The sequence below is a fragment of the Geobacillus kaustophilus genome (assembly GCF_000948285.1).
GTDB classification, from domain to species: domain Bacteria; phylum Bacillota; class Bacilli; order Bacillales; family Anoxybacillaceae; genus Geobacillus; species Geobacillus thermoleovorans_A.
In genome coordinates, this window is the sequence record NZ_JYBP01000003.1 from 3347640 (window position 1) to 3367612 (window position 19973).

Genomic DNA, 19973 nt, shown 5'->3' on the forward strand with positions numbered 1-19973 from the left:
CCTTGCATTTTGCTTCCTATTCTTCAAGCAATCGGCGAACTTCCTCTTGCGAAAGATCGACCAAATGGGAAATTTCTTTCACCGTCATTCCTTTGCGCGCCATGTTGCAGACGAGCTGCTTCATTCCTTGCTTCATGCCTTCTTTCATCCCTTGTTGGATCCCTTCCTTCAATCCCTCTTTTCTGCCTTTTTGCTCATACGAAATGATCAGCTCCAACACCTTCTCTTTTTCTTTCGTTTCCATCGCCTTCACCTCTCTTTGCAGTTGTTGCTCGTCTTCCTCCGACAGCTTCACATACGTTTCAAAAAAGCCCAACAGCAGCCGTTGCCTCGCTTCATCCAGTTCCAACCGCACGAGCAAAAACTCTTTTTTCAGTTCAATCCGTTCACTTTCAGTATACCCCATTTGGCTGAGCAAGGCAGCTGCCACCGGATTGTCTCGGCGGATGTAATTCCGCCAATGTTGCTTGCGCAGCTTCGGACAACCGCCTCTGTTTCTGTCATATACGGCACAAACGTCCCATACATATAAATCAGAAATTCCATTTAAACCGTTTGTCCGACTGTCACCATTTTCTCGTTCCACCAATAGCCTATTACTGTCGAAATTCACAACGACTGAGGTGACGATATGGGTCAGATCGCTCCCTCCATTGTAGCCCACACAGAAGAGGAAGTAAAGTTGTTGGCTCGGCTCATGCGAGCTGAAGCGGAAGGAGACGGGCGGCTTGGGATGCTCATGGTCGGCAACGTCGGCGTCAACCGCGTCATCGCCGACTGCCTTGACTTCCGCGGCATCCGCTCCATCCGGCAAATGGTGTTTCAAAGCCCAGGCGGCTTTGAGGCGGTGCAAAAGGGCTATTTTTACCAACGGGCGCGCGAAGTGGATATAGGCCTAGCCCGCCAAGTGCTCCGCGGTTGGCGCTACCACCCAGCGACGAACGCCCTTTGGTTTTTTAAGCCGCCTGAAGGCCAAGATTGTCCGCCGCAATGGTTCAACCAATGGAATGTCGGCCGTTACAAATCGCACTGCTTCTTTGCGCCGACCCCATCCGACTGCCCGCGCGTTTATTAACTTTTCATACGAGGAGGTTTTTTTATGTCCAACTATACAGAAAACAACTTTTATCCGCTTGATGAAGAACGGCAACAGCCGTATGCAGCGTATCCGTACGGCTATCCGTATCCGCAACCGTATTATCCAGCGGCGTACCCGTATTATTACTATCCGCAAGCGGCTGCCGCTCCAACTGTGACGCCGGCGGCAACTGCCGCCCCGACGTTCGGTTTGCAGGCGCCGACGTTTACCGCCCCGACACCGACGCCGACCACCGCCGCCGGGCCGGCTACCACCGGCCCATCGATTCCAGGGATGCTGCCGATTGAAGAATCGTACATTGAAAACATTTTGCGGCTCAATAAAGGAAAAGTCGCCACTATCTATGCGACGTTTGAAAACAACCGTGAGTGGAATGCCAAGGTGTTTCGCGGGGTCATTGAAGCGGCTGGGCGTGACCATGTCATTTTAAGCGACCCGCAAACGGGAACGCGCTATTTGATCCCGATGATTTACCTCGATTACGTCACATTTGAAGGAGAAATCGCCTACGAATATCCGTTTGCCGGTGCCTCCGCCACATCGCTGGCCTCCTATTCGCCGCGCTGAATGCCAGCGCAAAACCGATGTTCGATGAGCAGGCTGCCTTAAGGGCAGCCCCTCTTTTTTCATCCGATGTGACGGCCATCACAAGTTGCTGATGCCTAGTCGTATATAATGGCGGCAAACGAAACCAAAGAGGCGCCTCCTATAATTTGGACGACGCATAACATCCTGCTCGGGGTACACCTTGCCCTGCGCTTCGTTTACAGCCATTTGAACGCCGCATAGCCGATCATCACCCAGGCGACCAAAAAGGCGACGCCGCCAAACGGAGTAATGGCGCCAAGCGGCTTGATTTGCGTGACACTCAACACATACAAACTGCCGGAAAACAGCACAATGCCGGAAAACATCACCCAGCCCGCCGCACTAAGCAACCCGACATTCGGCGCCTTGCCGGCGAGAAGCCCAACGGCAAGCAATCCTAACGCATGGAACATCTGGTATTGCACCGCCGTTTTCCAAATCTCCAAATAGCGATCCGGAATTTTCCCCTCAAGCCCATGCGCCCCAAACGCTCCCAACGCCACAGCCAAAAACGCGTTGAGCGCACCGAGGATGATAAACGATTTCATCACTCATCCGCCTTTCTCATCGAAGTTTCCTCCTCTCATTATAAACGAGGGGCCCTCCGATCACAAATCGATAGCGGCAAGGGAGTCAGTCAAGGATTTGTGAACAATGTTTCTTTCACATTTTGTTTTTGACCTCTTTTAATAACTCGATGATGACATCATTCTGATTCTTTTATCGTTCTTATTGTTCTTTCGATCGTATTAGTCGAAAAGAAAACGATGATGAGTAATGCGATCCCAACAATCCAATTCCATTAAATCCCCCCGGTCATTTTAACATGGAAAAATTCGCGAGAACGGGTTAAAAAGCGTGCCCCCCTGTTGTCACCACCAATTTGACAGAACAAGCAAGTTGGAGCGCTACTGACCGAACCCGCAAGCCGGAGAACCGCTTCTCGTTCTCCAGCGCCAAACAGAACAAGCCGGTTAAGCTGGAAAACCTATGGAGGAAAACCGCTCTACAGATTTTCTTTGTCTCGCCTTCAAAAATCCAACAACGACTCCCCGTTCGCCTCATCGTCAATATCGGGAGAGCGCCCGCCAACGGACACCCCCCCAACTGAAAGCCCGCTCCCAGCTGAAATCGGCCCGCCAACGACAAGCGGACCTGTAGGGACAGACGGAGTAGACGGTTGCGGCTGGCCAGCTGTTTCGAGCATTAAGTCGCATAAGGCACGGATAGCGGCGACGTGTTCACGCATCCGCTGCGGATCATTGACCGCCTTGGCTTTGCGCAATTCGTCTTCGATTTTGGCAACGACAGCAGCAAATGAAATAGCCATGATTTCTTCCCCCTTGCTCATTCGGTGCGGACGTCGATGTTTTCAATTTGCCAGTCGATCGGTTCGCGTCCGTGCTCAGCTAAAAACGCATTCGTCCGCGAAAACGGTCGATGGCCGAAAAAGCCGCGCGCGGCGGAAAACGGGCTCGGGTGCGGCGCTTCGATAATGAGATGGCGCGGGTTTGTAATCCGTTCTTTTTTCTCCTGAGCGTTCCGGCCCCAAAGCAAAAAGACGACTGGATCGTCTTTTTCATTGACGAGTTCAATGACGCGGTCGGTGAAATGTTCCCACCCTTTGCCGCGGTGGGAGTTTGCCTGGCCGCGCCGGACCGTAAGCACCGTGTTTAACAATAGCACCCCTTGCTTCGCCCATTTCACGAGGTAGCCGTTATCCGGTATGTAGCAGCCAAGGTCGTCATGCAGCTCTTTGAAAATGTTCGCCAAAGACGGCGGCACCGGCACGCCCGGCTTGACGGAGAAACTAAGCCCGTGCGCCTGCCCCGGGCCGTGGTACGGGTCTTGCCCAAGCAGCACGACTTTGACGTTCGCATACGGCGTATAATGAAGGGCGTTGAAAATATCGTGCATATCGGGATAGATCGTCCGCGTTCGGTACTCTACTTTTAAAAATTCGCGCAGCTTCAAGTAGTACGGTTTTTGAAACTCCTCTTCAAGCAGCGGAGCCCAGTCGTTTTTGAGAATCGGCATTGTAAGCAACTCCTTTTGCCGTCGGCTTTTTTCCTTTTATCATTGTAACCAAAAAGCCCCCAGCGTCAAAGCGAAGTGAAAGTTAAGACCGTGGCAACAGTAGCGGAACCTGCTTCGCCAAAGGAACATGTGCAAATCCCCTGCCTCAGCCATAGACAAAAAACTGAAGGGAAGATCAAAATATACCAAGTCCAGCCCACGAAATCAACCAGCGGAGCAGCCAGACGCCAAGCCAGACGTACAAAAGGATGATCAGCGCCCCAGCCACCCAGCTTGTCGGCTTGCCGCGCTTGGCGAGCTCTTCCGCCCGCGCCCGGTGTTCGGCGACGATGTCGTTGGGGAGCCATTTCAGCGCCAAGTAAATACCGAGTGGCACAAGCAACAAATCATCGATATACCCAAGAACCGGAACGAAATCGGGAATCAAATCGATCGGGCTGAACGTATATGCCACAACAACCAGCATAAAAAGCCGCAGCCAGATGAAAACACGCCGATCGCGGATCGCGGAATACAAGACGAATATGTCCCGTTTCAACGCCCTTGCCCATTCTTTCCACTTTGTGAACATCGCGTTTCCCTGCCCTTTCCTGTTTCATATAGTATAAAATATGGGTATAGTAGTGTAAACATTGCAAGGTGGACAACCTTCCCGCGCCATCATCAAGCCAAATTATCGATCATTTGAGGTGAACGACCATGGACAGGAAACGATTTTACGTTGTACATGAAGAACAGCCAGACCGGCATGTTGTATACATAAAAGGCGAGCTTGATTTGGCGGCGGCCGAACAGTTTCAACGCGCCGTCGAGCCGCTCGCTGGCGATGCGTCGAAGCCGCTCGTCATCCGCCTTGCAGAATTGACGTATATCGACAGCACCGGCATCGGAATGTTTGTCGCGCTATTAAAAATGCGAAAAAAGCAAGGGGCGCCATTTATGATTGAGAACGTGCCGCCGAAAGTCCAACGCTTGTTTGATTTAACCGGCGTATCTTATTTGTTTTCGGCCATGAATGACACGACAGAAAGGATCGAGGGACAATCATGAAAGAGCATGAAACCGTCGTACAGCTGTCGATTCCAGCTGATGCGCAGTTTATCGATGTCGCGCGTTTGACGCTATACGGGCTGGCCGCCAAGATGGGGTTTTCCTATGAAGAGATTGAAGATATGAAAGTGGCCGTCTCAGAAGCGTGCAACAACGCTGTTTTGCATGCGTACAACGGAAGAGGTGGCGTCATTCATCTCTGTTTCGAGATGCGCGCTGATGCGCTTTCGATCACCGTCAAGGACGAAGGCAAAGGGTTTGATTACAAACGAGTGTCCAAGCAAACGGCGCCGCTGTCCGCGAAGCCGCTTGAAGACGTCAAAGCGGGAGGCCTCGGCCTGTTTTTGATGGAAGCGCTCATGGACGATGTCAGTGTCACGACAAAGGGCGGAACGGAAGTCCGCCTGACGAAATTCCGCCATCGCGGCGAAGGAGAGCATGCCCATGACTGTATATCCCCCTCCTCTGTCCAAGAGCAAGCTTGACGCCCTCATTTCCGCCTATCAACAAACAAAAACGGAAGAAGCGGCGACCGCCTTGCTCGTGCGCTTCGAGCCGCTCATTGCGGCCGCGGCGCGGAAAATGGCGCGCAGCCGCCCTGACTTTTACGAAGACTTGTTTCAAATCGGACGGCTGTCGTTTTTGCGCCTTCTTGACCATTACGATCCCAAGCAAGGAACAAGCTTTGAGTCATATGCGATGAAAAGCTTGATCGGCTACATGAAAAACTATTTGCGCGACAAAGCATGGTACATCCAAGTGCCGCGCAAGGTGAAGGAAAAAGGAAGCAAAGTGCAGCAAGCGATCGATGAATTGACCGTCAAGCTCGAGCGGTCGCCAACGATCGATGAAATCGCCGGCCACTTAGGCTTATCGGTCGAAGAAACGATCGAAATTTTGGCCGGACGCGACCATTACCAAGCCGTTTCGCTCGACGCCCCGATGCAAGACGGGGAAAAAGATGCGACGACGATCGGCGAGTTCGTCGCTGATGAAGCGAACGAAATCGAGTCATTGATTGAGCGAATGGACTTGGAGCAGGCGATCGGCAAATTGAGCGAGCAAGAGCGAATCGTCATCGACGCCGTCTTCCGGCGCGGGGAAACGCAGCGCGCGCTCGCTGAGCGGCTCGGCGTCTCGCAAATGACGATCAGCCGCATTCAAAAGCGGGCGATCACGAAATTAAAACGGCAGCTCGCCGCCTATTCGTCATAGCGGTCAAACCTCGAGCCGCCGGACGCATCAAGCGTCGGCCGTGTCGCTCATGTCAGCGGCGGCGCAGCAGCAACAACGTCTGATCATCTTTTGGCTCGTATCGATGATACGCTTGAATATGCTCATACAGCTCGCGGACGATTTCCGGCGCCGGCTGGTCGAGGCTGACGCGGGCGACCATGGAGGCAAGAACGGAAAAGTCATCATCCGCCTCTTCACCGCGTTTTTCCGTCACCCCGTCGGTGTACAGCAGCACAAAATCACCCGGCTCGAGCACGACCGATTTCGTCTCAAACGAAAATTGCGGAAACAAGCCGAGCGCGCATCCCTTGGCGGCGAGCGGCACGCATTGCTTCGTTTTCGCGCGGTACCAAAGCGCCGGTTCGTGTCCAGCGCACGCGTACGAGAACGTATGCGTTTTTTCGTTGTAATTGCCGACAAACATCGTGACAAACATCGATGGTTCGGTGTAGTCATAAGCGAACCGGTTCAACAAGTCAAGATACACGTGCGGCTGCGTTCCATAATGGACGGTTCGGTCCAAAATAAATTTCATCAGCGTCATGAGCATCGCGGCTGGAATGCCTTTTCCCGATACATCGGCAATGCCGACGGACACCGATGTTTGGTGGACAGCAAAGTGGTAAAAATCACCGCTTAACACCCGGGCGGGGACGCTGAGGACGCCGATGTCGATGTACGAAGGCAAGTTCATTTTCGAAGATGTCTGCAAAAGCGATCGCTGCATATTCGCGGCAAGCGACAGTTCAAAGTCGAGTTGTTCGCGCTCGCGTTCAAGCCGCTCTTTCTCTTTTTTCTCCGTCATGTCGCGCAAAACAGCAACAAGCCCCGCCAGCGCACCGTTTTCCAACACCGGCGCCAGCGTGTACCCGACCGGCAGACAGACGCCGTCGCGGCGGCGAAACGGCTCCTCCTCGACGCGAATGACCTCGCCGCTTTTGAGCCGTTTGACGACGCGGCGCAGCTGCTTCCAGTCCCATTTGTCGCCGCTTGGCCCCGCTAGCGAGACAAAGGAGAACAGCGGCTTTCCTTTCGCCTCTTCCAACGTGGCGCCGATCAATCGGCTCGCCTCTGGATTCATCCAAACGATCTGCCCGTCGCGATTCACCATCAGCAACCCTTCTCCAAGGGCGTTCGCCATCATCTCAAGCTGTTGTTCGCGGTGCTTCAGCTCCAGGTACGGCTTTTCCACCGTTTCCACATACATGGCGCGCACGACATACAAAAATCCGGCCATTTCATAAAGCTGCCCCCATAGCCCGTACCCGCTTCCACGCATGAGCAACCATTGGCCGAGGGCAAATAATAGAAGCGCCATAGACCAGTATAGGGAAGCGGGAGTCCTACCTTGCCGAAAACGCCGCCATGCGAACACGGCCGCCGCTGCATCAAGCAAACCGACCGCTCCTTCCCCTGCGCGCCACCAAAACGGCCAGCGGCTCGTCCCAAGGGCCGGCCAAAACGGGGACGTGATGTGGATGAACAAACTAACAACCGCCGTATACAAAAACGCGGCCAAAAACGCCTGCCACCGTTGCCCGCTTTGCCGTTCCATCACCTCATCGGGCCGCAAAAAGAGAAAGAGCAGCCCCCAGGCAAGCGTAAAGCGGGCAGCGAGCGAAAACAGCGCCGCCGAGGCATCGGCTTCTGTGAAGGATAGGACAAAATGAACAGAAAAGAGCGTCCCCGCAGAAAAAAACAACGCCCCCATCATGAGCCGCTCTGTTGACAGCGTATGCGGAAATACGGCCCATCCTTGCAAGGCGACAAGCCAACAGACGACAACAGCGGCAAGCCCTAAAGAAAGATGAACAGAATAATAGAATTCGGGCAAAAGCAGAAGCCGCCGGCCAGCGAACAGAAGCAGGCCGAACAGCCCGGCCGCCAGCGCTGCCGCTATACTGTGTCCACGCGTCGGACGATATCGTTGATCTTTGTTCACAAATGGTGAACCTCCACTCCTCACTGCTATATGGTTTATTATACCACACGTTGGACGCCAAGCGTATACGAACGTCGACGGCAGCGCTTTCCGCTTTCATCGCCGGAACAACAAAAAGGACGCTCTCTAGACAGAGAACGTCCCTAACCGCGGTTATTTCCCATGCAATTTTGAACTCGGCAACCTGCTCAAAGCGCCCTATTAGAATGTGTGCGCCAACTCTTTCGCCCGGGCGATGGCGTTTGCTTTAATTTCCTCCGCCTTTTCCGGCATCGCCGCATGCCCTTCGACAAACAGCCCTTCAAACGACGGCACCCCGAAAAATTGCATAATGACGCTTAAATACCGGTGCCCCATCTCCATTTGCGCCGCTGGGCCCTCGGAATAGAAGCCGCCGCGTGCTTGAATGTGGAGCGCTTTTTTATCGGTAAGCAATCCGACCGGCCCTTGTTCCGTATATTTAAAGGTCTTGCCGGCGACCGCCACCGCGTCAATGTACGCTTTCAACGCCGGTGGGAATGAAAAGTTCCACATTGGCGTGACAAACACGTATTTATCAGCAGAGACGAATTGGTCGCATAATTCATTCATCCGTCCAACTTTCGCTTTTTCTTCAGCGGAGAGCTGTTCAAACGACTGGCCGGAACGGAGCTTGCCCCAACCGCTGAACACATCGACGTCGATTTCCGGAATGTATTCTTTATATAAATCGAGATGGATCACCTCATGGTCCGGATGCACTTGTTTGTACGTCTCAATGAACGCCTTTCCGACCGCCATGCTGTACGATTGCGTGTCGTCGTGAGGATGGGCGGTGATGTACAACACTTTCGTCATGATGCATACTCCCCTTCTTCGCTGGTGTCGCCATTTTAGTGTTTTCCGTTTACGAAAATGGCATACATTTATTTTTAAATCAAATATCTCTAATACGAGATATAATTATATAAGGAGTCGAGACGCTTGGCAACTGATTTTGCTCAAAAAAAAATTGCCCTAGGTAAAGGCTATTTCAGCGTGGGTCGGTTATTCGCTTTGTTCAACGACAAACGGATTGCCGCTAATTTGTTTTCGCACTTCATCCGTAAGTGCAAACGATTCGTTGTTGACACCGCTTTCATCACTGCCGTCAGGCAAATGCCCGCTTCCATCGTAGTAGATCGGTTTTCCTTCCATGATGGCTACCCCCCTTGATCAATGCAGGAACTAGTCTACATTTCTATTTTACCATTTATTCAGAAAATATTCGATGGCATTTTGAAATTTATCCTAAAAAGCGATGTCATTTCCATACACCCTTTGTTCAGCTGCAAAAGTCTACAAAAAAAACCGGGGCTTTTGCCCTGCCCCGGTGCCCGTTTCATCAAAAAGCGATTTTTTCCTCCAAAAAGGACTTGAGCTCCCCGATCGGCAGCCGCACTTGTTCCATCGTGTCGCGGTCGCGAACGGTCACTTGGCCGTCTTGTTCAGACTCGAAATCGTACGTGATGCAAAACGGCGTGCCGATTTCATCTTGGCGGCGGTACCGTTTGCCGATCGAGCCGGTTTCGTCATAGTCGACCATGAAATGTTTCGCCAGCTCTTCGTAAATGCGGCGCGCCCCGTCAGCGAGCTTTTTCGACAGCGGCAAGACGGCTGCCTTGTATGGCGCCAGCGCCGGATGCAAATGCATCACCGTTCGGGTCGTGCCGTCTTCCAGCTGTTCCTCGTCATAGGCGTCGATCATAAACGCAAGCGTGACGCGGTCGGCGCCAAGCGACGGCTCAATGCAGTACGGGATGTAGCGTTCGTTCGTTTCTTGGTCAAGGTAATGGAAATCCTCGCCCGAGTATTCCATATGCCGTTTTAAGTCGTAATCGGTGCGCGACGCGATGCCCCACAGCTCGCCCCAGCCGAACGGGAAATGGTACTCGATGTCGGTCGTGGCGTTGCTGTAGTGGGACAGTTCTTCTTTCGTATGGTCGCGCAGACGAATGTTTTCCTCGTTCATGCCGAGCGACAACAGCCATTCCTTGCAAAACTGCTTCCAATACTCAAACCACTTCAGCTCTTCGCCCGGCTTGCAGAAAAACTCGAGCTCCATCTGCTCAAACTCGCGCGTGCGGAACGTGAAGTTGCCCGGCGTAATTTCATTGCGAAAGCTTTTGCCGATTTGCGCGATGCCAAACGGCAGCTTTTTCCGCATCGTGCGCTGGACGTTTTTAAAGTTGACGAAAATGCCTTGCGCTGTCTCTGGGCGCAAATAAATTTCATTGGCGCTCGATTCGGTGACGCCTTGGTACGTTTTGAACATTAAGTTGAACTGGCGCACGTTCGTGAAATCGCGGCTGCCGCATTCCGGACAGGCGATGTCGTATTCGCGGATGAGCTCATCCATTTTCGCGAGCGGCAAGCCGTCGACGATCATCTCGATCCCTTTTTCCTCGAGCGCCTGCTCAATCAACTTATCGGCGCGATGGCGCGCTTTGCACTGTTTGCAGTCGACCATCGGGTCGTTGAAATTGCCTAAATGGCCGGACGCTTCCCACGTTCTCGGGTTCATCAAAATGGCGGCATCCAAGCCAACGTTGTACGGCGACTCTTGAACGAACTTTTTCCACCACGCCCGCTTGATGTTGTTTTTCAGCTCGACCCCTAGCGGGCCGTAATCCCACGTGTTCGCGAGCCCGCCGTAAATTTCCGACCCCGGGAAAACGAAGCCGCGATGCTTGGCGTGAGCGACGATTTCTTCCATTGTAACAGCCATTGTTTTCATCCTCCTCCAATTTCGGTTTCCAACAATCAAAAACGCCCTCGCCCCTAGGCCTAATGCCTAGGGACGAGAGCGTAGCTCCCGCGGTTCCACCCTAGTTGATGCGCCGATAGCACATCCTCTTTTTTCCATTTCCGCTCCGGACTGCCGTTTCATTAACCGTCTTCACCGGGCTCCCACCGTCCCCGGCTCGCTTCGGAAGAGAGGGTTAACTACTATTGATCCGTCATCGCGATCCATATATGATTTGTCCACTATCATAGCAAACCAAAAAGACCGATGTCAATGGTCGCGGCCATTTTTTTGCGCCCAAAACCGCGACACGACCGGCTGTCCGTCCCAAATGACTTCGCTGTCCGCCCGGCGCTTCGCGACATCCGGCTCGTCAAGCAAAAGCCAAAAGTTTTTCACCGGCAACTCGCCAAGCCCGTGCTTCTCGCAAAGCCGCCGCAAATACTGACGCCGCTTGTCGTCTAGCTGTCGCGACACGTTGTCGCCGTCCGGGCTGAACGCATATAAAACAGTCGCCGCCGCGACACGGGTGACGCGACATACCGCCGCCGCGCGCAAAAAGAAATCCCAATCCCAATAATGGTGGACAGCGCGGTCAAAGCAGCCGATCTCTTCATGGAGCGATTTTCTATACAAACTTCCAGACGGGACGTACGTCGAAAACGTCCGCATCGCTTCCAAATCATACTCATAAGCAAACAAAAAACGGGCGGTTGGGATGCGTTGGTTATTTTCCATCCGATACCGGACAATTTCCGCATCGGCATAGGCGAAGTCCGCATGCTCGAGCGCCGCCACCATCCGCTCGAGATGGCACGGCAACACTAGGTCATCGTCGTCGCAAAGCATAATGAGTTCGCTGCGCGCCGCCTTGACGCCCTCATTGCGAGCCGCGACATGTCCTTCATTGTCGCAGCGGTCGATGACACGGATGTCGAGCTCCGGATACAAGGCGGCGACATCATGAACCGGCTCGCCGCCGTCGTTGACGATGATGACCTCAGACGGCTTGTACGTCTGCCGGCTTAACGACTCAAGCAGCTCGGCAAGCGGATATAGGCGATTATACGTCGGAATGACGACGGACACGGACGGACACAAAATCGATTCACCGCCTCTCGCGCTGGCTTTCCCCTTGGCGTTCACGAACCAGTCTTGACGCACGCCGGTCCGTTTTTTCCAAAATAAAAAAGGGGCTTACCCTTAAGGTATCGCCCCTACCGTTCGTTTGTCAACTTCGGAGCCCCCCTGGCGGATGCCGCGGTCAAAAATCAGCCCCCCTCATCAGGACGTCCGACTCGAAACTTCCGGACAACAAATTCATTCAAGCAAGTTCTTGTTGTTTCGTTTCGCTTCCGAGCACGGCGACCGCCAAGACCGCAACGAGAACTGACAAGCAAAACAGTGTGAAAATGGCCGTCACGGACACGCCTTGGCCAACGAGAGAGCCGACCAACAGCGGGCCAAAAATGCCGCCGATGCGGCCAAACGCCGCCGCCATGCCCGCCCCTGTCGCGCGGATGGAGGTCGGATACTGCTCCGGCGTATAAGCGTACAACGCTCCCCAAGCGCCGAGATTGAAAAACGACAAGAAAACGCCGGACGCCATCAGCCCGACGAGCGACTCAGCCGTGCCGAAAAAGTAGGCGCTCAATGCGGTGCCAAGCAAGTACGTGACCAAGACAAATTTCCGCCCCGCCCGCTCGATCAGCCATGCAGCGCTGAAATAGCCCGGGAGCTGCGCCAGCGTCATGATGAGCACGTACTCGAAGCTTTTAATTAAGCTGAACCCTTTCATCACCATGACGCTCGGCAGCCATAAAAACATGCCGTAATACGAAAAGACGACGCAAAACCAAAGCACCCAAAGCATGATTGTCTCTTTCCGATGCGGAGCGGACCATACTTTGACGATGTTATTCCACACCGTTTCTTCTTTTCGCGCTGCCGCAAATCGCGGCGAATCCGGCAGGCGGAGGCGCAAATAGATCGCATACAGCGCTGGAATGGCCGCCAGCCATAACGCCGTTCGCCATCCGTAAGCTGGTATGACGAAATACGAGATGAGCGCTGCCAACAGCCAACCGCCCGCCCAAAAGCTCTCAAGCAGCACGACAACCCGGCCGCGGTCCTTAGCCGGCACCGCCTCCGAAACGAGCGTTGACGCGACCGGCAGCTCGCCGCCAAGCCCCATGCCGATCAAAAAGCGGAGCGCCAAAAACGCCGCCAATGTCGTCGTCAGCGCCGACAGCCCGCTGCCAAGCGAAAACAATAACAATGTAAAAATAAAGACGTGTTTCCGGCCAATCCGGTCGGCAAGCAGTCCGAACAAAAGCGCCCCGACCGCCATGCCGATCGAGTTGACGCTGCCGATCCAGCCAACTTGCCCGGCCGTCAAATTCCAGTCTTTTTGCAAGGCCGCCATCAAAAACGACAACATGCCGACATCCATCGCGTCAAACAGCCAACCGAGACCGGCAATGCCTAACAGCTTGCGCTGAGAAATCGTCGGTTCGTTCATGTGTATCCTCCTGTCATTATCGATGTAAAGACATATTTATTATAAAAGAAAATCACCCACCTGTGCACTATACGGTTGATAATTTTTGTGAAAAATCCGCTCCAAAACTTGAATAACAGGGTCAAACACCAACATCGCGATCCAGCCATCGTTCTATGGTTAACAAAAAGTTCGGCTAAAATCAGCTGCCATGCTTTTCATGATAGGCGCCAGTAGAACCTTTTGGCAAAGCATCAAATATCCGTGACGGTGCAAGGGGCGGCGGGATGGACAGTGGGGAGGGACATTGATTCACGTCGGGAAAATCGTTCTCTTTCCCACGATCCGTATACGTTTGAATGTCAATGCCAAAGTCGTGAAACTGGATCACACTTCCTACCCCTCTCTGTTAGGGTGCGAAATGTGAGAACTTTTTGTGAGTATCCATTCAGCCCAATATTCGTGAGATTTTCAGAATCCAGCACCCATAGGGCATTTCCCGTATCGAAAATGCCCTAGGAGGAATGGAGAATCGTTTGGAGAGACTCTCCACTTAGAAGTCGTTGCAACGATTCCCAAACCGGCTTTCCGTGTTTTGGCAGGGTAGAAATGACGCTGCGCATGGCACAGAAAGCCTCGGCATCGTCTTCCTGACGAAACGTTCCGGAAATTTTTTGTTTTTTCACCATCCGCAAATCGCGCTCGGCTTGGTTGTGGTCAAACGGTACTTCTTTCTTTCGCAGGAAGAGAAGCGCTTCTTGCTTACGCTTTTCTAGACGCTGGATGAAATTCTGCGCGTTGCGGGCGCCTTCATGCTTGCCTTGTCGGCAACGCTCCTCGAGTTCTCGGCGACCATTCGCTAGAAGCTCGTCGTACACGGCTTCCCAATACCGGACGTCCTCTTCCGGTAGAGCTCCGCCCGCGTTCTCCACCGCCCATTTCATCTCCAACAACGCTTCGGCCATCTCTTTCGACCATGAATGGCCGTAAAGTTCAGTATATGCCCGAAGCTCCCGGAGATGATGGGCGTGGCAAAGGGCATGGTTCGCCTCTGTATACATCGGGTACACCGAATACGCATCATGTACCATCGTTCCTTTGTACCGTGGCAAGATCCCGATGTCGTCCGTCGCTTGCTTTCCACGGGAACGATGCAGTCCGTATCGGGTGACCTTGGCAGTGGAAGCCACGTGCACCCATTGGTTCTTTCCGTCCACACGCAGGCGCGTTTCATCGACGTGCAACGTCTTGGAAGCGAGCAGCGCCGCGTCGATCTCTTTGATCGCTGCTTCTACCACAGGCTACCACCGTCTCGTCATGTTCACGACTGTGCCTGCACTCATCGAATGATCAACTAGTGCTTTGATCATCTCCGTGACACGCTCGCACGGGATCAACTGCGCATGATTCCAGTATAAAACAAGGGAAGTGATGGCTGGACCGTACTGGACATGATTTGTGACATAAAAAGGGAACTCCGCCTGCTGGACGAGATGACATTCCGGACACCCCTTTACTTCCCGTTCGTGTTGAGTCACTTCCATGCGAACCACGGGAAGGTCGAACACTTGGCGAATGTCTACTTGAAGCGGAGCAACATGTTCTAGAGAGTGACCACATCCTTTGCATTGGGTTACGCGGTGAAGGACTCGGTGGTCATGATACTTGGCGGAGCGTCGTTCCTCGGTGCCCCGGCTGCCCTCCCGGCTGTTTCTGCGACGGTTGGCGAGAAGGAGATTTCGCCACAAACCGGTCAGAAGACGGCGGCAAATGGCTATGGGTACTGTTTTTTTTCGTACAGGCTTCTAATTCTGCAATACGTGCTTTCCATTGTTGGGTTTCTTGTCGAAGCCGTTGGTTTTCTTGACGTAGTTGCTCGTTTTCTCGAACGAGTTTTTCAATCGTTTGTGCTTGGCGCTCGATTTTTGCGACCATGCTTTCGAGTGTAAAAACGGCTTGTTGGAAATCAAAAACAACGGTTGCCATCGTGTTCACCTCCCTTGTCTTGGATAGTGCTAGTATAGACAAGGGGAACAGAAATAAACCCGATCTCGTAAACTTTTTCTATGTAATGGCTGAACAGTTACCAAGGAGGGTGCTTATGAACGAGGAAAGAATCAAGGATCTTGAAGCAAAATTAAGTCTAGCCACCGACGCAATTACGTTACTCTTAGATATGGTGAACAAGGAGCACAAAAGCTTTGCGATTTTGGCCTTAGCCACTGGCTTTACTGCCGACGAGTTGGAACGCCTGGAAAAGCTGTTTTATCACGCTGGCAAATCACAGTGGGACAAGGACACATTTGTGGCAGAGTTCGAGAAGCAGCTTCTCAAAAGAAGTGCAATGTTGAGAAGCATTTTGGAAGGGCTAAAGTCAGATGGAAAGTTTGTATCGTTATGCGAGAAGTATTTGGATTGACAGAAAAAACCCGCCCATGTCGAGGCGGGTTTATTTTTCTTCAAAACATCCAAATCTTCACCAAGCGATTCTGTCAATGTCAAGAGGAGTATGGAGATCGCGAAACTCAAAAACCTGTCGCTGCTGGCCAGCATGACCGGCGACGTTGGTTGGCAGCATAAGTTGTGCGCGAGGCTGGAAAAGTTGTCGAGATGAAAAATGACTACATTTTTTCCCGCCGATCCGGCTCCAGTAGCAGCATGACGAGTGCAACCAAACACAACAGCCGCACTTTGCTTGGCAGGCGCTAGTGCATCTTTTGGCCAACCTCAAATCTGTTCTTCTTTCCCTTTCTGTGATGTTGTCCATTTTGGCCTATAATGATCGCTTTGCTTAAAAGGGGCTGAAGCTTCCATTCATTCGTCATCATATTGGAACTATATAGATGCAATTTGAAGCTTTAACATATGTCGCTTTTGCTGAGCATTTGATCGACTGTCGGGCGAACGAACAACGCCGCTTTCAGACCCATGTATGGGTCTGTGAAGCGGATGGTTGTTCGGTCTTCCGTCACGCCAAGGCGTGACGAAGGCAAGCCACAGGCTTGCCTTCAACAGTCGAAAAATGGACAAGCCACCTTTCCGTCAAGGATATGTTAACCTTTTTCGTTGCATCTATATAGAAATGCGTTGCATAGTGAAGTTAACGCTTAAAACACAAAATATTAATATAACTTAAATAAAACAAAATATTCCTTTTACACTTTTCTCATATAATCGTTTATTCTTAGGAAAAATTCCCCAAATACTTTGAATGGAAAGGAGGATCGCCTTCCATCAAACAATGAAACCCGCTTCTCATGCAAAAGGAAAAATAGAAAGGAGAGACTCTCGTGAAAAAAATCATTGCCGGAACTGTCATGGCGACAGCTTTGCTGGCGGCTTCCCCCTCATCATGGACGGCTCTCGATGGACATGCCTATGCCGCAGCGGAAAAGAATACAGCCGCATCTCACTATATTGTCAATGTCAACGGCAAATTGATGACGATCCGTTCGCTCCATCGTTCGGGAACTGTTTTATTGGCGGGGAGCGATATGGCCAAGCTGTTTTCAGCTGATTAAATGATTGCAAAAGTGTTGCTTCCTGCCGCCAAATCTGGGATTGCCGCTGCTGTCATCCTCGGCATGGCACGCGCCATTGGCGAAACAATGGCCGTCGTGATGGTTATCGGCAACGTGGCGCAATGGGGATTTGATTTAGTCACGCCATCAAGTGTGTTAACCAGCCATATCATGATGCAAATTTTAAACGTCGACTTTCAATCAACGGCCAACCATGCCCTTTATATGATGGCGCTTTTGCTGCTTTTCATCTCCATTTCTCTCATTATGATGATTCGCCGCTTGCGTCTGAAAGGAGGATCGTCATCATGAACAATCAATCCCCTGGCCTCCATAAAAAAATGAGTCGGCTCCGCATCCGTCGTCTCATGAATCGACTCGTACTGGGGATGATCAGCATCATTTCCGCAACCGTCTTTTTGATCATCTTATCCCTTCTTTATACGATCGTGCGAAAAGGGTTGCCAGACATTGATATACATTTTCTCATAGGACTGCCCGAAGAAATCGACGCTGGAGGAGGAGTTGGGCCGTTCTTATGGAACTCGATTTACATTCTCGTGCTATCATTGCTTTTGTCGTTGTCCATCGGAATTGGAGCCGGTATTTTTTAGTGGAATACGCCCCAAACAACCGAATCATGGAATGGGTGAGGGCGGCCATTGAAAGCTTGGCATCTGTCCCGTCGATTGTGTTTGGTCTATTTGGTTACGCCTTGTTTGTGGAATACTTTCAAATCGGCGTGACCATTTTAGGAGCATCCATCACATTGGCATTGCTCAATCTCCCAGTTTTAGCCTGCGTCTCCGAAGAAGCGATCACGGCGGTTCCCTCCGCTTGGAGGGAAGCCTCCTTCGCTTTAGGCGCAACCAAAGCACAGACCATTGTCAAAACGGTGCTCCCTGCCGCCCTTATTTCATTTTGACATGAAATAAGACCGTCTCGCCTTTTTTGGCTGATGCCTCGGCCTCTCTCTCGAGGCTTTCGAGGGCGTCGCCGTTCGTGATGATGATCGGCGTCACCGCGCTTTTCGCTTTCTCGCGCACAAGCGGCAAGTCGACAGAAAGAAGCCGATCGCCCCGTTTCACTCGGTCGCCGGCTTTGACATAGGCGGTGAATCCTTCTCCGTTCATCGACACGGTGTCGATGCCGACATGGATGAGCAGCTCCACACCCGCTTCCGAACGCAAGCCAATAGCGTGTTTCGTCGGAAAGAGCTGGATGATTTCACCATCGACCGGGGCGACGACATCCCCATCCGCCGGATCGATGGCGATGCCATCGCCCATCATGTTTTGCGCAAACACCGGATCCGGCACGTCTTCAAGCCGCATGATCGTCCCGTCAAGCGGCGCGGTGATCGTCTCTTCCTTCGGTGGCTGCTTGCCAAACCATTTTTTGAACAACGAGCGTCATCCTTTCTATTCGGTTTGTCTGACAACAAGTATACCGAAACGGAAGAAGAGTGCCAACCGCGCCGCCGAGATCCGGCGTTTTGACGCCATCGGCGGTGACATCCTCGATCGTTTGCAACAAGAAGGCGCCAATCTTTTCTTCGCCGAAATGGTCAAGCACGAGTTTCACCGCCCAAATTTGCCCGATCGGATTGGCGATGCCTTTGCCGTAAATATCCGGCGCCGAGCCGTGCACCGGCTCAAACATTGACGGGTATTTGCCGTTGACGTTGATGTTCGCCACATGAACGGCTTTCTTGCCAATTCCATCGCTGGGAATGACGGCAATGTCCCATTTTTTCATTCTTGGGAGAATTCCTTCTTTCCTTCCTTGGACAGAAAGCGCAGGTATTCCTTTCTTTCACCATACAATAACGATGGTGGATTCACATTTATGATAAAATGAAACTACAAATCATATGGACGATGCGAGGGAGTCAATATGTCTTATGATACCGACCCGTTCCGCGGCGAATTTGAAAGCCTTGAAGAGTTTGCCGACCGCGTCAGCGATGTGCTGCAATGTCCGGTGACGATCGAAGACGCGAACCATCGGCTTATCGCCTACAGCGCCCACGACGATTACACCGACCCGGCGCGGACGGCGACGATCATCAGCCGGCGCGTGCCGGAAAAAGTGATCAACAGCTTGTGGAAGCAAGGCGCCATCCCAGCGCTTCTCAAAAGCCGCGAGCCGGTGCGCATCCCGCCGATTCCAGACGTCGGCCTCGGAAGCCGCGTCGCTGTGTCGATTTGGAAAAACGATGAGGTGATCGGCTTCATTTGGGTGCTTGAGACAAACCGCACCCTCTCTCCGGAAGAGATGGAATGGCTGAAGCTGGCGGCGAAAGCGGCAAAAAACAAGGTGCTGCAGCTGTATATGCGCAAAAACAAAAAAGAAGAGCGGGTGCAAGAGCTGTTTTGGAAGCTGCTCACCGGCCATATCTCGACCGAAGACGAAATTCGCGCCCATCTTGCTGCGATGCAAATTACGGCAGCGCCGCAGTTTGCCGTCGTCGTCTTCCGTTTTGCGGCCGATTTGACCGCCGAAATGGAGCGGCAAATTTCCTACCTGTTGCAAACAACCCAGCAACTTCCGCTCCTTCTTTATACGACCGACGGCCGCGATGTCATTTTGCTTGGGGCGCCCAAAACCGACCAGCCATTGAAAGAGCTGAACGCGTTCATCGAATCGTTCGCCTCCAAAATGAAAGAGCGGTTTCACATCCACGATGTGCAATGCGGGTTCGGCGGTGTATATGGCGTCTGTCGCCTCATTGAAAAAAGCTACCGCGAAGCGCTCGCCGTCCTGGCGCTGAAAGAAAAGCTCGGCGATGAAATCAAGTCGGTTTACGGCTATGCCCAGCTTGGCATTTACCAATTTTTCGACTTTTTGCTTGAACAAAAGCGGCAAGGGGAATGGACGAACCCAGCGTTAACGAAGCTGCAATCGTACGACCAGAAGCATCATAGCGACTTGGTGAAAACGTTTGAAACGTTTTTTGACCATAACGAAAACGTGCAAGAAACCGCCGACGCCCTCAACGTTCACCCGAACACGCTTGCTTATCGGCTCAAGCGGATCGCCGACATCGCCGAACTGGATCTGCATGACATGAATCAAAAAATCAAATTATACATTGATATTAAATTAGCGAAATACGAAGCGCGCGGTTGAATTTGTGGAAATCCACAAAATCCGGGCGCTTCTTTCTCTTTTTTGAACAATGCCGGTCTCATTCTCTCTCTCTTATACTATAAGTAAGGCCAATTTTATGAGGA

General features: G+C 52.3%; 21 protein-coding genes and 5 pseudogenes. 12 read left to right on the forward strand and 14 right to left on the reverse strand.

Annotated elements, in window-relative coordinates:
* Positions 1–16: 16 nt before the first annotated feature.
* Positions 17–478: pseudogene (locus tag LG52_RS17175) on the reverse strand (DUF4351 domain-containing protein); the annotation flags it as partial.
* A 153-nt stretch (positions 479–631) separates the two neighbouring features.
* Here LG52_RS17175 and LG52_RS17180 point away from each other — a divergent pair.
* Both LG52_RS17180 and gerQ read left to right on the forward strand, forming a co-directional pair.
* On the forward strand, positions 632–1075 hold the full coding sequence (locus LG52_RS17180) for a cell wall hydrolase (RefSeq protein WP_044732873.1): 444 nt from the start codon (positions 632–634) through the stop codon (positions 1073–1075).
* 24 nt (positions 1076–1099) lie between these two features.
* The gene (gene gerQ / locus LG52_RS17185; RefSeq protein WP_044732874.1) at positions 1100–1666 is read left to right on the forward strand and encodes a spore coat protein GerQ; all 567 of its coding nucleotides are present in this window, start codon (positions 1100–1102) and stop codon (positions 1664–1666) included.
* Between the two features lie 197 nt (positions 1667–1863).
* Here gerQ and LG52_RS17190 read toward each other — a convergent pair whose 3' ends face one another.
* The 4 genes from LG52_RS17190 to LG52_RS17205 all read right to left on the reverse strand — a co-directional run bounded on the left by LG52_RS17190 (position 1864) and on the right by LG52_RS17205 (position 4295).
* Positions 1864–2235, reverse strand: a complete 372-nt coding sequence (locus LG52_RS17190; RefSeq protein ID WP_044732875.1) for a DUF423 domain-containing protein — start codon at positions 2233–2235, stop codon at positions 1864–1866.
* Between the two features lie 482 nt (positions 2236–2717).
* Positions 2718–3017, reverse strand: a complete 300-nt coding sequence (locus LG52_RS17195; protein WP_044732876.1) for a YwdI family protein — start codon at positions 3015–3017, stop codon at positions 2718–2720.
* Between the two features lie 17 nt (positions 3018–3034).
* A complete protein-coding gene (locus LG52_RS17200; RefSeq protein WP_044732877.1) occupies positions 3035–3724 on the reverse strand; it encodes a uracil-DNA glycosylase in 690 nt (229 codons plus the stop codon).
* Positions 3725–3899: 175 nt separating this feature from the next.
* A complete protein-coding gene (locus LG52_RS17205; protein WP_044732878.1) occupies positions 3900–4295 on the reverse strand; it encodes a YkvA family protein in 396 nt (131 codons plus the stop codon).
* A 128-nt stretch (positions 4296–4423) separates the two neighbouring features.
* Here LG52_RS17205 and LG52_RS17210 point away from each other — a divergent pair, with 128 nt between their 5' ends.
* From LG52_RS17210 to LG52_RS17220, 3 genes are read left to right on the forward strand one after another with little or no spacing between them, the layout of a single operon-like run.
* On the forward strand, positions 4424–4774 hold the full coding sequence (locus tag LG52_RS17210) for an STAS domain-containing protein (RefSeq protein ID WP_044732879.1): 351 nt from the start codon (positions 4424–4426) through the stop codon (positions 4772–4774).
* Positions 4771–5259, forward strand: coding sequence for an anti-sigma B factor RsbW (gene rsbW, locus LG52_RS17215; RefSeq protein WP_044732880.1), 489 nt, complete (start codon positions 4771–4773; stop codon positions 5257–5259). The genes LG52_RS17210 and rsbW overlap by 4 nt, the downstream gene beginning before the upstream one ends.
* Positions 5219–5989: a sigma-70 family RNA polymerase sigma factor gene (locus LG52_RS17220; protein WP_044732881.1), complete on the forward strand. Its 771-nt coding sequence runs from the start codon at positions 5219–5221 to the stop codon at positions 5987–5989. Before rsbW ends, LG52_RS17220 begins: the two co-directional genes overlap by 41 nt.
* 52 nt (positions 5990–6041) lie before the next feature.
* Here LG52_RS17220 and LG52_RS17225 read toward each other — a convergent pair whose 3' ends face one another.
* The 7 genes and pseudogenes from LG52_RS17225 to tnpC all read right to left on the reverse strand — a co-directional run bounded on the left by LG52_RS17225 (position 6042) and on the right by tnpC (position 15202).
* Positions 6042–7952, reverse strand: a complete 1911-nt coding sequence (locus LG52_RS17225; protein WP_044732882.1) for a SpoIIE family protein phosphatase — start codon at positions 7950–7952, stop codon at positions 6042–6044.
* Between the two features lie 201 nt (positions 7953–8153).
* Complete coding sequence (locus LG52_RS17230; protein WP_044732883.1) at positions 8154–8789, reverse strand: FMN-dependent NADH-azoreductase; 636 nt, start codon at positions 8787–8789, stop codon at positions 8154–8156.
* A 189-nt stretch (positions 8790–8978) separates the two neighbouring features.
* Positions 8979–9128: a hypothetical protein gene (locus tag LG52_RS20430; protein WP_197074558.1), complete on the reverse strand. Its 150-nt coding sequence runs from the start codon at positions 9126–9128 to the stop codon at positions 8979–8981.
* A gap of 187 nt (positions 9129–9315) precedes the next feature.
* Positions 9316–10698, reverse strand: coding sequence for a glycine--tRNA ligase (locus LG52_RS17235; RefSeq protein WP_044732884.1), 1383 nt, complete (start codon positions 10696–10698; stop codon positions 9316–9318).
* Between the two features lie 288 nt (positions 10699–10986).
* Positions 10987–11817 (reverse strand): glycosyltransferase family 2 protein, encoded by an 831-nt coding sequence (locus LG52_RS17240; protein ID WP_044732885.1) that lies wholly within the window; start codon positions 11815–11817, stop codon positions 10987–10989.
* Positions 11818–12040: 223 nt separating this feature from the next.
* Complete coding sequence (locus LG52_RS17245) at positions 12041–13237, reverse strand: MFS transporter (protein WP_044732886.1); 1197 nt, start codon at positions 13235–13237, stop codon at positions 12041–12043.
* Positions 13238–13731: 494 nt separating this feature from the next.
* A pseudogene (gene tnpC / locus LG52_RS17250) lies at positions 13732–15202 on the reverse strand (IS66 family transposase).
* A 115-nt stretch (positions 15203–15317) separates the two neighbouring features.
* On the opposite strand from tnpC, the gene LG52_RS17255 reads away from it, so the two are divergent.
* The 6 genes and pseudogenes from LG52_RS17255 (at position 15318) to LG52_RS20710 (ending at position 17662) form a co-directional block, all read left to right on the forward strand.
* On the forward strand, positions 15318–15635 hold the full coding sequence (locus tag LG52_RS17255) for a hypothetical protein (protein WP_044732887.1): 318 nt from the start codon (positions 15318–15320) through the stop codon (positions 15633–15635).
* 84 nt (positions 15636–15719) lie between these two features.
* Positions 15720–15830: pseudogene (locus LG52_RS21080) on the forward strand (DUF7667 family protein); the annotation flags it as partial.
* Positions 15831–16506: 676 nt separating this feature from the next.
* Complete coding sequence (locus LG52_RS17260) at positions 16507–16737, forward strand: hypothetical protein (RefSeq protein ID WP_044732888.1); 231 nt, start codon at positions 16507–16509, stop codon at positions 16735–16737.
* A pseudogene (locus LG52_RS17265) lies at positions 16738–17049 on the forward strand (phosphate ABC transporter permease subunit PstC); the annotation flags it as partial. It lies immediately after the preceding gene.
* The gene (locus tag LG52_RS20705; protein WP_231578665.1) at positions 17046–17351 is read left to right on the forward strand and encodes a hypothetical protein; all 306 of its coding nucleotides are present in this window, start codon (positions 17046–17048) and stop codon (positions 17349–17351) included. The pseudogene LG52_RS17265 and the gene LG52_RS20705, both read left to right, overlap by 4 nt.
* Positions 17352–17407: 56 nt before the next feature.
* On the forward strand, positions 17408–17662 hold the full coding sequence (locus LG52_RS20710; protein WP_231584485.1) for an ABC transporter permease subunit: 255 nt from the start codon (positions 17408–17410) through the stop codon (positions 17660–17662).
* Here LG52_RS20710 and LG52_RS17275 read toward each other — a convergent pair.
* Positions 17649–18143: a PTS sugar transporter subunit IIA gene (locus LG52_RS17275; RefSeq protein ID WP_044732890.1), complete on the reverse strand. Its 495-nt coding sequence runs from the start codon at positions 18141–18143 to the stop codon at positions 17649–17651. The genes LG52_RS20710 and LG52_RS17275 overlap by 14 nt on opposite strands.
* 58 nt (positions 18144–18201) lie before the next feature.
* Positions 18202–18432, reverse strand: a pseudogene (locus tag LG52_RS20010) (isocitrate/isopropylmalate family dehydrogenase); the annotation flags it as partial.
* A 201-nt stretch (positions 18433–18633) separates the two neighbouring features.
* Between LG52_RS20010 and LG52_RS17285 the strand changes: the two are divergent.
* Positions 18634–19869 carry a PucR family transcriptional regulator gene (locus LG52_RS17285; RefSeq protein WP_044732892.1) on the forward strand — a complete coding sequence of 412 codons (1236 nt, stop codon included), beginning with the start codon at positions 18634–18636 and terminating at the stop codon, positions 19867–19869.
* Positions 19870–19973: the final 104 nt, after the last annotated feature.

What these genes read in the sequence shown, in the direction of transcription:
- LG52_RS17220 (WP_044732881.1), top strand. Translation starts at nt 5,219, where the DNA reads ATGACTGTATATCCCCCTCCTCTGTCCAAGAGCAAGCTTGACGCCCTC.
- LG52_RS20430 (WP_197074558.1), bottom strand. Translation starts at nt 9,128, where the DNA reads ATGGAAGGAAAACCGATCTACTACGATGGAAGCGGGCATTTGCCTGAC.
- LG52_RS17210 (WP_044732879.1), top strand. Translation starts at nt 4,424, where the DNA reads ATGGACAGGAAACGATTTTACGTTGTACATGAAGAACAGCCAGACCGG.
- gerQ (WP_044732874.1), top strand. Translation starts at nt 1,100, where the DNA reads ATGTCCAACTATACAGAAAACAACTTTTATCCGCTTGATGAAGAACGG.
- LG52_RS17245 (WP_044732886.1), bottom strand. Translation starts at nt 13,237, where the DNA reads ATGAACGAACCGACGATTTCTCAGCGCAAGCTGTTAGGCATTGCCGGT.
- LG52_RS17235 (WP_044732884.1), bottom strand. Translation starts at nt 10,698, where the DNA reads ATGGCTGTTACAATGGAAGAAATCGTCGCTCACGCCAAGCATCGCGGC.
- rsbW (WP_044732880.1), top strand. Translation starts at nt 4,771, where the DNA reads ATGAAAGAGCATGAAACCGTCGTACAGCTGTCGATTCCAGCTGATGCG.
- LG52_RS17230 (WP_044732883.1), bottom strand. Translation starts at nt 8,789, where the DNA reads ATGACGAAAGTGTTGTACATCACCGCCCATCCTCACGACGACACGCAA.
- LG52_RS17255 (WP_044732887.1), top strand. Translation starts at nt 15,318, where the DNA reads ATGAACGAGGAAAGAATCAAGGATCTTGAAGCAAAATTAAGTCTAGCC.
- LG52_RS17205 (WP_044732878.1), bottom strand. Translation starts at nt 4,295, where the DNA reads ATGTTCACAAAGTGGAAAGAATGGGCAAGGGCGTTGAAACGGGACATA.
- LG52_RS17180 (WP_044732873.1), top strand. Translation starts at nt 632, where the DNA reads ATGGGTCAGATCGCTCCCTCCATTGTAGCCCACACAGAAGAGGAAGTA.
- LG52_RS17190 (WP_044732875.1), bottom strand. Translation starts at nt 2,235, where the DNA reads ATGAAATCGTTTATCATCCTCGGTGCGCTCAACGCGTTTTTGGCTGTG.
- LG52_RS17200 (WP_044732877.1), bottom strand. Translation starts at nt 3,724, where the DNA reads ATGCCGATTCTCAAAAACGACTGGGCTCCGCTGCTTGAAGAGGAGTTT.
- LG52_RS17195 (WP_044732876.1), bottom strand. Translation starts at nt 3,017, where the DNA reads ATGGCTATTTCATTTGCTGCTGTCGTTGCCAAAATCGAAGACGAATTG.
- LG52_RS17285 (WP_044732892.1), top strand. Translation starts at nt 18,634, where the DNA reads ATGTCTTATGATACCGACCCGTTCCGCGGCGAATTTGAAAGCCTTGAA.
- LG52_RS20705 (WP_231578665.1), top strand. Translation starts at nt 17,046, where the DNA reads ATGAACAATCAATCCCCTGGCCTCCATAAAAAAATGAGTCGGCTCCGC.